Here is a 10,081-nt window from a genome sequence, read left to right as displayed (position 1 = left end):
TATGTTTCTGTAAAAACGTGAACCGCTCTAGAAGTTATACACCAGCCCCAAACCAAGGCTGTAAGTATAATCATCATCAATCAACGGGCTGTCGGTATAGCTATCTGGCAGCAACTTGACCCCGCCTGTCCCCATCAGCATCAGACCGTCCATGATCGGATAGGTCATCGTCAGGTCGAGATGGGGAATGAAAGCGCCATCGGCACTATAGGCGCTACGATCACTGCGAACTTCGGTGCCGCTGACACCAACATAATAATTCGCCAGCTTTTCACTTTGCCAAAGCACACCACCGCCCCAGCTAAACGTTACACCGTGTAAATCCAGTGGCAGCGTATATGTCAGATCAACTTCATGACCGTCGTGGGCATCATTGACGTCTGTCAGGTAATGCGCACCCAGTTCGCCGCGCCAAAGACGCGTTTTGAAACCAACACCGGCATCATACGCCATGTCGCGTTCCTGCATCCCGCGAAGATAACTGCTGTCATCATTATCAAAGGGCTTCATCCGAAGCGCACCGATCACGTCAAAGCTGGCAAATTCGTTCTGCCAAACTTTCACAGCAATACCATCAATCCCGACATGCAGACGTTCCGCGTCGTAAGCCAAAAGCGGCAAACCGTCTAAATCCATGCTATCAGCACCGCGATAGGGATTGCTTTCGGCCTGGCCAAATGCCCCGAACTGCCAATTCCCGCCAAGCCATGGATCGCTTGCATTGGCATCTTTCGGATTAACCTGATCGCGAAGCGTATCCCGTTTGTTTTGCTGTGCATTCGCCGACGTACTCATGACAAGCACGAGTGCCGTCGCACAAAGACCAGAACCAAACAATATCAAGCCATTGCCGATCATATTTGAAAACCGATGAAAATTCATTTTAGCTGATCACCCTGTGTGTCTGTGTGGTGCCTGACAATAGCGATCACAATTACTGCTGGCGTCCGGTTCTGTAAACTCAAACCCGGAAAACGCAATTTTGGCGTCCAAATGCGCATTCGTACCTATGAGTTCTGTGATTTGAAGAGGTTCTCATCGCGAAACGCTGTCGGCGTTTTACCGGTGATTTTCTTGAAGGCCAAATTGAAAGTCGATTTGGAATTAAAACCGACACCGGTCGCAATATCGAGGATCGTACGATCCGGGTCCTCGATCAGCTGTCGTGATGCTGCGTCAATTCGCACCGCATTAACAAAATCAAAGAAACTTTTGCCCAAATGCTGGTTCAGCACATGGGAAAGCTGATTGGGGGTCGCGCCCACAGCCGCTGCCAATTTTGGCATCGCAAGCAACGGATCAAACAACATGTCGCCTTGCGCGACAATGCGATCCAGCCGGGTGCAAATCCGTGCAATTTCATTGGGCCCGACAAGAACACGCGGCAGGTCGGGCTGTTTAACCGTTTCCTTTTCAGCCACCAGAGCCTCTTGCTCGCCGTGTGCTTCATCCCGTTCCGAAAGATCATCCCAATCTGGTTGAACAAACAACGCCGGATTGGCCGCAATGATGTGACACATCCGAAAGAAGATCAGCACAAACCCGGCTTGGACAAAAACCAGCAACCAATCACTTCTGGCGACAAAAATATCAAAAAGGTTGGTCACAGTATAGATCGTAAAGATCAGGCTCAACTCGACAAGCAGTTCAAGAACCCAACGACGCAGCACCGCTTCGTCTGCGACAAGCTGGAGTCCGGCCTGCCGTAAATAACCAATCGCAACCTGCCATATCTTGACCATGTAGATGACGAACTGCACACAGAATGCCAGTATTGTTGTCGTCAACAAAACAACCAACCAATGGGGCGCTTGCAGATCCCAGTAAATGTCGTAAAGGTCAACATCCAGCAATTGAATGTTTCCGGATGACAACTGCGTATACCGGTACCAAGAAACAGCCATCATGCAAAACATGACGGGTATGATGATTGCGAAATACCAAAACGGGTTGCGTGGCGGTCTGCCGAAAATCTCGCGAAAATAAAGATATATCGATGGCACAAATGTAAAAATGGAAGGCACAAAAATTGGTGAAAAATACAATGTTACTGCATGGGGAAACAGAACATCCAGGATGTCATCCGCAAACCCCATACATATCGTCAGGGTGAAAATGATCAACCAACGATTGGCACGAAAAGCCCGCTTGCCTTCATGGCGCAGCAACGCAATCAGAAAAATGCCCTGAACCAGCCCAACGACTGAAATCAGAATTATGATGACTTTGAATGGTTCAAGCATGGTCTGGAATCAAATTATCCGAGTTCCTGAAACAAACATTCTTAGCCGATGCCCAAAGCAGGTATCCCATATCAGGAAATGACCAAGCCGAAAAAGGCCTAGCCCGGCAACAAAGATTGCACAATGATAAATTGCGTCGCATTACAAATGGCATCCGAATGACCTAATCGCGGTGCAGAAAATCTGGTTGCTGCCATGCCCCTCCCACATCGGCAAAAAGGACACCGCAGATTTTCGCGCCAAGATATTGATTTCCAACATTTTTGCCGTAAAAATCTGCATATTTTTCAAATACCCGATTCGTTGTCTCCCAATCCCTTCCAACCCTTTGAATGTGAACCATTTCACATTTAACAAAGATACCGCCACGCCCAAAACATCGCAGGTCCGGCACCTGCCCGCCCCCTTTGCAAGCACCGGTTGAAGCGCCACCCAATCAATTGATTGCGCATATTTTTTGCAAAATTACGCACAATTCTATCAACAAACAGGCCATTTCACGCAAATTCCTACCATTTGTTTCAACTTTGTGGAATCGTCACTTGCGGATTACGCATAGCGGCCTCAGTATTTTTGCGTACGTGCTTTCAGGGAGCACGTCAAAACAAAGCAAAATGAACGAGGGAGACATTACACATGTCAGAACACGCGAAGACCGCAACCGGTCTCGTGAAGGGATTGCTTAATTCCTCGCGGGCCTTTGTGTTGGGTACAGCATTGATTGCCAGCTCGATGACCATGCTCTCAACGACCCACGCACAGGCCGAAAAAATCCTGCGCGTTGGCAATGACGGCGAACCGCAATCGATGGATCCGCATTTCATCTCGACGGTCCAGACCAGCCGTATTTCCGACGATATGTCCCTGGGTCTTCTGACCTATGGCCCGAACGGCGAACCGGTACCCGGTGCGGCGGAAAGCTGGACGGTTTCCGATGACGGGATGACCTATACCTTTAAAATTCGCGACCACAGCTGGTCGGATGGCGTTCCGGTAACCGCCGGTGATTTTGTCGCGGGCTGGAAACGTCTGCTTGACCCGGCATTGGGTGCTGAATATGCATCGCTGCTTTACATTATCGAAGGTGCCGAAGACGTCAATAGCGGCAAGAAAGGCGCGAAACTCGCAGCCACCGCGCTTGATGATAAAACCCTACAGGTCAAACTGACCGCACCGGCACCATACTTTTTGGCACAATTGACCCACCAGACCGCTTTTGCAATCCCGCAACACGCGATTGCAAAATTCGGCAAAGATTGGGTGAAACCGGAAAACATCGTTGTTAACGGCCCGTACAAACTGGTCGAATGGTTGCCGAACGTTCACACCAAACTGGTCAAGAACGAAAAATTCTATGACGCTGCGAATGTCAAAATCGACGAAGTAATCTATTACGCCTACGAAGACCGCACCGCGATGCAGAACCGCTTTCGTGCCGGTGAACTTGACGTTGCGCGTGACATTGCATCTGAACAGATTTCCTGGCTGCGCGACAATCTGGCCGACAGCCTGCGCATCGCGCCCTATGCCGGTATCTATTACTATGCCATCCGCACCGACAAAGAAAAATTCAAGGATGTCCGCGTGCGCAAGGCATTGTCGATGGCAATCAACCGCGAAGCCATCACGGATTCTGTACTGAAAACCGGTGAACTTCCGGCCTATTCATTTGTCCCGCCGGGAACCGGCAACTATGCCGAACCGGCCTATGTTTCATGGAAGAACCTGCCCTATAACGAAAAAGTCGCCGAAGCCAAAAAGCTTTTGGCGGATGCGGGTTACGGCCCGGACAATCCCCTGAAATTCACCCTTCGTTACAACACGTCGGAAAACCACAAACGCATCGCGATTGCGGCACAGAATATGTGGAAACAAATCGGCGTTGAGGCCGAACTGTTCAACACCGAAGGCAAAATCCACTATGCCGATCTGAAAGTCGGCGACTTTGAAGTCGCACGTGCCGGCTGGATTGCCGATTACAACGATGCGCAAAACTTCCTGTTCCTTGGCGAAGAACGCACCGGCCCGCTGAACTATGCCGCGTTCGACAATCCGCGCTTTAACGAATTGATGCTTGCCGCAGAAAAAGAATCAGACCTGAAAAAACGTTCAGGACTGATGAAACAGGCCGAAGCCATCATGATGGAAGCACAGCCCTATGTCCCGATTTACTACTATGTCTCGAAACAGCTGGTTTCCCCGAAAATCGAAGGCTGGATCGATAACGCCCCGGATCGCCACCTGACCCGCTGGCTCGACATTAAAGAGTAAATACCGGACCCTTGACGCAGGTTGGGCTTGTCCGGCCTGCGTCACCCCCGGCATGTCCCATGGGGATGAGAGAGAATTATGTTATCTTACGCCATTCGGCGCCTGCTGATTGCGATCCCGACTTTGTTGATCGTGATCACGGTGGCCTTTTTCATGATGCGCATTGCACCGGGCGGACCATTCGATCAGGAACGCGTCCTTCCCCCGGAAATCGAAAAGAATATCAAGGCGGCCTACGACCTCGATAAACCGCTACCCGAGCAATATGTCATCTATCTTGGCAAAATCCTGCGCGGTGATTTCGGCCCGTCCATCAAGATACGCGACTTTACCGTTGCCGAACTGATCATGGCCGGTGCGCCCGCATCGATGCAGCTTGGACTAAGCGCCATCATTCTGGCCCTTGTTTTCGGGGTCGGGTTTGGCACCTATGCCGCACTTAGGCAAAACAGTGCGGTTGATTTCATCGTCATGGGCATTGCCATGATCGGGATTGCGGTCCCGAACTTTGTCATGGCCCCGTTATTGTCGCTGGTATTTGGCTTGTATTTGTCACTTCTGCCAACGGCGGGCTGGGGTGATGGGGAGCTTAAATACAAAATCCTGCCGATCATTGCCCTTGCCCTGCCCCAAATCGCCTATATCGCGCGATTGACACGCGGATCAATGGTTGAAGTGTTGCATTCCAACTATATCCGCACCGCACGCGCCAAGGGCCTGCGTGAAAAGATTGTGGTGACGCGCCATGCCATCCGCGGCGCGCTGTTGCCGGTTGTTTCCTATCTTGGCCCGGCAACGGCGGCGGTAATGACCGGGTCGGTGGTGATCGAAAGCATCTTTGGCGCACCGGGGATCGGCACCTATTTCATCAAGGCGGCACTGAACCGGGACTACCCGCTCGTGATGGGTGTGGTGATTGTCTATGCCGTCATGATCATCCTTCTGAATTTTCTGGTCGACATGGTTTATGGCCTGCTCGATCCCAAGCTGAAGTCACGCTGATATGAGCAAAAACACAAAAACAGCGATGCTGGAAGCCGCTGGCACGCCACAGGAAATCGAAGGCAGAAGCCTTTGGCGCGATGCCCGTATTCGCCTGTTCCGCAACAAGGCCGCCGTTGGATCGATGATCATTCTTGGCATCATCACCCTGATGGCGATTTTTGCCCCGATGCTCAGCCCATTTGAATATGACCAGATTGACTGGGGATATATTCAGGAAGGCCCCAATTGGGAAAATGGCCATATTTTTGGCACCGATGGCAATGGCCGCGACCTGTTTATCCGTATTCTTTACGGGGCACGGGTGTCGCTTGCCGTCGGGTTACTGGCGACCTCGGTATCGCTGGTTATTGGTGTGACCTATGGCGCGGTTGCCGGGTATTTCGGTGGCAAGATCGACACAATCATGATGCGGTTTGTTGATGTGCTTTATTCCCTGCCCTTCATGTTCTTTGTCATCATGTTGATGGTGGTGTTTGGTCGAAACATCTTCCTGATTTTCATCGCCCTTGGCGCGGTTGAATGGTTGACCATGGCCCGTATCGTCCGCGGTCAAACCCTGTCGATCCGCCGTCGCGAATTTATCGAAGCCGCCCATGCCACCGGTGTGTCGAACTTCAAAATCATCTTTCGTCATGTAATCCCCAACGTTTTGGGTCCGGTGATTGTCTATATGACGCTGACCATCCCGCAGGTGATCCTGACCGAAAGTTTCCTGTCGTTCCTTGGCCTTGGCGTTCAGGAACCCCTGACCAGTTGGGGTGTTTTGATTTCCGAAGGGGCGAAAGTGATCGAAGCCTCAACCTGGATGCTGATTTATCCGGCGACCTTCCTGGCATTGACCCTGTTCTGTTTCAACTTCATCGGCGACGGTCTGCGCGATGCCCTTGACCCGAAGGACAGGTAAGCAACATGACAAATCATATTCTGAACGTTGAAAACCTTCGTACACGGTTTCAGACCCCCGATGGCGAGGTCGAGGCCGTCAACGATGTGAATTTCCATATCGATCCGGGTGAAACACTTGGCGTTGTCGGCGAGTCCGGATCGGGTAAAACCCAGATTTTTCTGGCCGTGATGGGCTTGCTTGCCAAAAACGGCAAGGCAACCGGAACCGTGCGATACAAGGATAGCGATATCCTTAACATTCCATCCCGGCAGCTTAACAAAATCCGCGGCGTCACAATGTCGATGATCTTTCAGGATCCGATGACATCGCTCAACCCGTTCCTGAAAATCTCGAAACAGATGACCGAGGTGCTGGTTGAACATCGCGGCATGTCCGAGGGTGACGCGCTTAAACGCGCGATCAATATGCTTGATCGTGTTGGCATTCCGGGTGCGGCCCAGCGCGTACACATGTATCCGCACGAATTTTCGGGCGGCATGCGCCAGCGCGTGATGATTGCCATGGCATTATTATGCGATCCCGAAGTCCTGATCGCCGACGAACCCACCACCGCCCTTGATGTGACGGTACAGGCCCAGATCCTTGATCTGCTGCGTGACCTTAAGAAAGACTTCAACACCGCAATCGTCATGATCACCCATGACCTTGGTGTTGTCGCGGGGCTATGTGACCGGGTGATGGTGATGTATGGCGGGCGCGTTATCGAAACCGGCACGGTACGCGATATTTTCTATGACAGCCACCATCCCTATACCGAGGGGCTTTTAAAATCGATGCCCCGTATTGATACCGCCAGTGAAGACAGCCTGTTTGCCATTCCGGGCCAGCCGCCGAACCTGCAAAACCTGCCGCAGGGATGTGCGTATCAGGAACGCTGTGATTATGTCATGGACCGGTGCCGTGCGGCGCGTCCGCCCCTGATCGGGTTTGATACGGGCCGGGCCAGTGCCTGCTTTCGGGAGGATGGCCAATGAACGCGATCGGTAAAAAGAAAGCCGTTCCCATCCTGTCGGTCCGCGACCTTAAGGTTCACTTTACCCTGTCGGGTACGGGATTGTTTGGCAAGGAACGCAAACTCAAAGCCGTTGATGGTATCAATTTCGATCTGTTCCCCGGTGAAACGCTTGGCATTGTTGGTGAATCAGGTTGCGGAAAATCCACACTTGGTCGTGCAATCCTGCAATTGATCCCGCCAACCGATGGTCAGGTGATATGGCTGGGCCGTGATATTGTCGGCGCCCCGCACAGCGCAATGCAACCGCTGCGTCGCGACCTGCAAATCATTTTCCAAGACCCGCTGGCCAGCCTTAATCCGCGCATGACCATTGGCGAAATCATCGCCGAGCCACTGGTCACGCATAAGGCCGATCTGGGCAAGGAGGAAATCAAGGCACGTGTCAAACGCATGATGGCCCGTGTTGGCCTGTTGCCGCAGATGATCAATCGATATCCGCATGAGTTTTCGGGCGGTCAGTGCCAGCGTATTGGCATTGCACGCGCGATGATCCTGGAGCCGAAACTGATCATTTGTGATGAACCAGTATCGGCCCTTGATGTGTCGATCCAGGCGCAGATCGTTAATCTGTTGCAGGAATTACAGCGCGAATTCGATCTGTCGCTGATTTTCATCAGTCATGATCTGTCGATTGTGCGCCATATCTGCCACCGCATTCTGGTGCTGTATCTGGGCAATGTCATGGAACTGGCCGATCGCGACAGCATCTATGCCGCCCCCAAACACCCCTATACCAAGGCGCTGATTTCTGCTGTTCCGATCCCGGACCCGGAAATTGAACGCAATAAGGAACGCATCGTGCTGACCGGCGATTTACCAAGCCCGACCAACCCGCCATCAGGGTGTGTATTTCGAACCCGTTGTCCGTTTGCCAAAGATGTCTGCGCAACCGATATTCCGACCGTTGATACCATCAACGATCATCATCAGGTCGCCTGCCATTTTCACGAGCGGATGTAAAAGACCAACGTCCTTTTGCACCACCAAAACTAATCGGGCCGTCTTGCGACGGCCCGATTTTCATACGCAGGGCTTAGTAATCTTCAAGATCAACCATGCTGAGAGTATCGACAACCTTTGTCCGATCCTGCCCATCCCGTTTGAAATAGACAAGCGCATAGGGAGCATCGTTTTCCAGCGCCTGCTTTAAAACCTTCTCGAAATCATCGGGGGTAATCATATCGACATCGTTAATGCGGGTAATGAAGTCACCCTTTTCAAACCCGGCCTGATCGCCCTGACCCATTTTATCCATCCGGTCGACAACAAGCCCCTTGGTTCCCTGGGGAAGGTCAAGCTTTTCCCAGGCTTTTGCATTGGCCGGAACCAAATCAAGCCCGATAACCTTTTTGCGGCCATCATCCTTATCCGTCGGGGCAAATTTTTCGTGTTCAGCCTGACGTCGGCGGCTTTTGGCTTCGTCCATATCATCAGGGATCAGGGTAAAGCTGTGATATTCCCCGTCACGCCAAACAGTAACCGTCGTTTCACCTTTGACCGATGCCGCCTGCATACGGAAATGAAGACGCGACGTTACGGTTTCCCCATTTACCGCAACAATCACATCCCCCGCGCGAATGCCCGCCGCATAAGCAGGTTCATCATCCGGGGTACGTAGGATCAACATGCCTTCGTTTTCTGACATACCCAACAAATCACCGATGCCCGGTTTGACTTCGGTATAACCAATGCCAAACCAGCCGCGCTTGATCTCGCCATCCTTCACAAGCAGATCAATAATACCCTGGGCATGTTCGGCCGGAATGGAAAAGGCCAACCCCTCGTTCCCGCCAGAACGGGTGTACAAGGCCGAGTTAACCCCAACGACCTTGCCATCCATCGACAAAAGCGGCCCACCAGAGTTCCCCTTGTTCACGGCTGTATCTGTCTGCAGATAAGGATTGTATTTGCCTTTGGACAATTCACGCTGCTTGCCGGAAATCACACCCGTGGTCAGGCTTTGATCAAAGCCATAGGGATATCCAAGGGCAAAGACCGGATCACCGATACGGATCGCGTGCGAATTCCCCCAAGATAATGGCTTTACCCCTTCGGGCATCGTCACACGCAACACGGCAAGGTCGGTCAGAAAGTCCTTGCCGACAAGTTCGGCCCGAATACGCCGACCATCTTTCAAAACAACGACAAAGCGGGCGGCATCACGAACGACATGCTCGTTGGTAACGATCAGGCCATCATGATTGATGAAAAAACCGGTCCCGGTCGCCGCATTGCGCTTCTTTTTCTGCCAATCATATTTGGGTTCTTCACCCTTTTCGCTGTCCTTGTCCTTGTCCTTTTCGCCTTTCTGCCGGTCATTGTCGTCATCATCGCGGTCACCACGCTCGCTGGGCGGAAGATAGAAATCCTCGCCATTTTCTTTTTTCTCGCGTTCTTCCTCGACGATCTCAGCATAGCTTTTCTTGATGACGTTGATACGCACAACACCAAGAGAAACCCGGCTATAGACATCGGCAAGGCTGGTATCCATTGATGCAACAGCAGGCGTTTCCGCCATTACGACCGCAGGAACAAGGGCCGTTGTCGATGCCAACATCACGGCAAACAGGGTAGCTGTCAGGGTTCTTTTCATTTTTTCGATCTCACAAGCGGGTTTTACCGGAACACAGGCACAGAAAG

General features: G+C 51.9%; 10 protein-coding genes. 6 read left to right on the top strand and 4 right to left on the bottom strand.

The features are described 5' to 3' along the window. Positions 1 to 27: 27 nt before the first annotated feature. Both TALK_RS05085 and TALK_RS05080 read right to left on the bottom strand, forming a co-directional pair. On the bottom strand, positions 28 to 882 hold the full coding sequence (locus tag TALK_RS05085) for a MipA/OmpV family protein (RefSeq protein ID WP_085616523.1): 855 nt from the start codon (positions 880 to 882) through the stop codon (positions 28 to 30). Between the two features lie 125 nt (positions 883 to 1,007). Then, entirely contained in the window at positions 1,008 to 1,853 is an 846-nt protein-coding gene (locus tag TALK_RS05080) for an AraC family transcriptional regulator (RefSeq protein WP_245829672.1), read from the bottom strand. Between the two features lie 201 nt (positions 1,854 to 2,054). Here TALK_RS05080 and TALK_RS22245 point away from each other — a divergent pair, with 201 nt between their 5' ends. After that, positions 2,055 to 2,207, top strand: coding sequence for a hypothetical protein (locus TALK_RS22245; RefSeq protein WP_245829669.1), 153 nt, complete (start codon positions 2,055 to 2,057; stop codon positions 2,205 to 2,207). Between the two features lie 199 nt (positions 2,208 to 2,406). Here the strand turns inward: TALK_RS22245 and TALK_RS05075 are convergent, their stop codons facing one another. After that, entirely contained in the window at positions 2,407 to 2,637 is a 231-nt protein-coding gene (locus TALK_RS05075; RefSeq protein ID WP_085616519.1) for a hypothetical protein, read from the bottom strand. 242 nt (positions 2,638 to 2,879) lie between these two features. Here TALK_RS05075 and TALK_RS05070 point away from each other — a divergent pair, with 242 nt between their 5' ends. The 5 genes from TALK_RS05070 to TALK_RS05050 all read left to right on the top strand — a co-directional run bounded on the left by TALK_RS05070 (position 2,880) and on the right by TALK_RS05050 (position 8,401). Further along, positions 2,880 to 4,514, top strand: coding sequence for a peptide ABC transporter substrate-binding protein (locus tag TALK_RS05070; protein WP_085616517.1), 1,635 nt, complete (start codon positions 2,880 to 2,882; stop codon positions 4,512 to 4,514). A 78-nt stretch (positions 4,515 to 4,592) separates the two neighbouring features. After that, positions 4,593 to 5,516 (top strand): oligopeptide ABC transporter permease OppB, encoded by a 924-nt coding sequence (gene oppB / locus TALK_RS05065; RefSeq protein ID WP_085616515.1) that lies wholly within the window; start codon positions 4,593 to 4,595, stop codon positions 5,514 to 5,516. Between the two features lies 1 nt (position 5,517). Further along, a complete protein-coding gene (gene oppC, locus TALK_RS05060) occupies positions 5,518 to 6,423 on the top strand; it encodes an oligopeptide ABC transporter permease OppC (RefSeq protein WP_139833722.1) in 906 nt (301 codons plus the stop codon). A 5-nt stretch (positions 6,424 to 6,428) separates the two neighbouring features. Beyond that, on the top strand, positions 6,429 to 7,400 hold the full coding sequence (locus tag TALK_RS05055) for an ABC transporter ATP-binding protein (protein ID WP_085616513.1): 972 nt from the start codon (positions 6,429 to 6,431) through the stop codon (positions 7,398 to 7,400). Next, the gene (locus tag TALK_RS05050) at positions 7,397 to 8,401 is read left to right on the top strand and encodes an ABC transporter ATP-binding protein (protein WP_085616511.1); all 1,005 of its coding nucleotides are present in this window, start codon (positions 7,397 to 7,399) and stop codon (positions 8,399 to 8,401) included. Before TALK_RS05055 ends, TALK_RS05050 begins: the two co-directional genes overlap by 4 nt. A 73-nt stretch (positions 8,402 to 8,474) precedes the next feature. Here TALK_RS05050 and TALK_RS05045 read toward each other — a convergent pair whose 3' ends face one another. Next, positions 8,475 to 10,034: a trypsin-like peptidase domain-containing protein gene (locus TALK_RS05045; protein ID WP_085616509.1), complete on the bottom strand. Its 1,560-nt coding sequence runs from the start codon at positions 10,032 to 10,034 to the stop codon at positions 8,475 to 8,477. Positions 10,035 to 10,081 lie beyond the last annotated feature (47 nt).

Source organism: Thalassospira alkalitolerans (genome assembly GCF_002115745.1).
Lineage (GTDB): Bacteria > Pseudomonadota > Alphaproteobacteria > Rhodospirillales > Thalassospiraceae > Thalassospira > Thalassospira alkalitolerans.
The sequence above is the reverse complement of the archived record's forward strand: the minus strand, read 5'-3'. Positions and strand labels throughout refer to the sequence as shown.

Excerpts from the sequence above, each read along its gene's own strand:
- TALK_RS05085 (WP_085616523.1), bottom strand. The coding sequence starts at position 882 with ATGAATTTTCATCGGTTTTCAAATATGATCGGCAATGGCTTGATATTG.
- TALK_RS22245 (WP_245829669.1), top strand. The coding sequence starts at position 2,055 with ATGGGGAAACAGAACATCCAGGATGTCATCCGCAAACCCCATACATAT.
- TALK_RS05070 (WP_085616517.1), top strand. The coding sequence starts at position 2,880 with ATGTCAGAACACGCGAAGACCGCAACCGGTCTCGTGAAGGGATTGCTT.
- oppB (WP_085616515.1), top strand. The coding sequence starts at position 4,593 with ATGTTATCTTACGCCATTCGGCGCCTGCTGATTGCGATCCCGACTTTG.
- oppC (WP_139833722.1), top strand. The coding sequence starts at position 5,518 with ATGAGCAAAAACACAAAAACAGCGATGCTGGAAGCCGCTGGCACGCCA.
- TALK_RS05055 (WP_085616513.1), top strand. The coding sequence starts at position 6,429 with ATGACAAATCATATTCTGAACGTTGAAAACCTTCGTACACGGTTTCAG.
- TALK_RS05050 (WP_085616511.1), top strand. The coding sequence starts at position 7,397 with ATGAACGCGATCGGTAAAAAGAAAGCCGTTCCCATCCTGTCGGTCCGC.
- TALK_RS05045 (WP_085616509.1), bottom strand. The coding sequence starts at position 10,034 with ATGAAAAGAACCCTGACAGCTACCCTGTTTGCCGTGATGTTGGCATCG.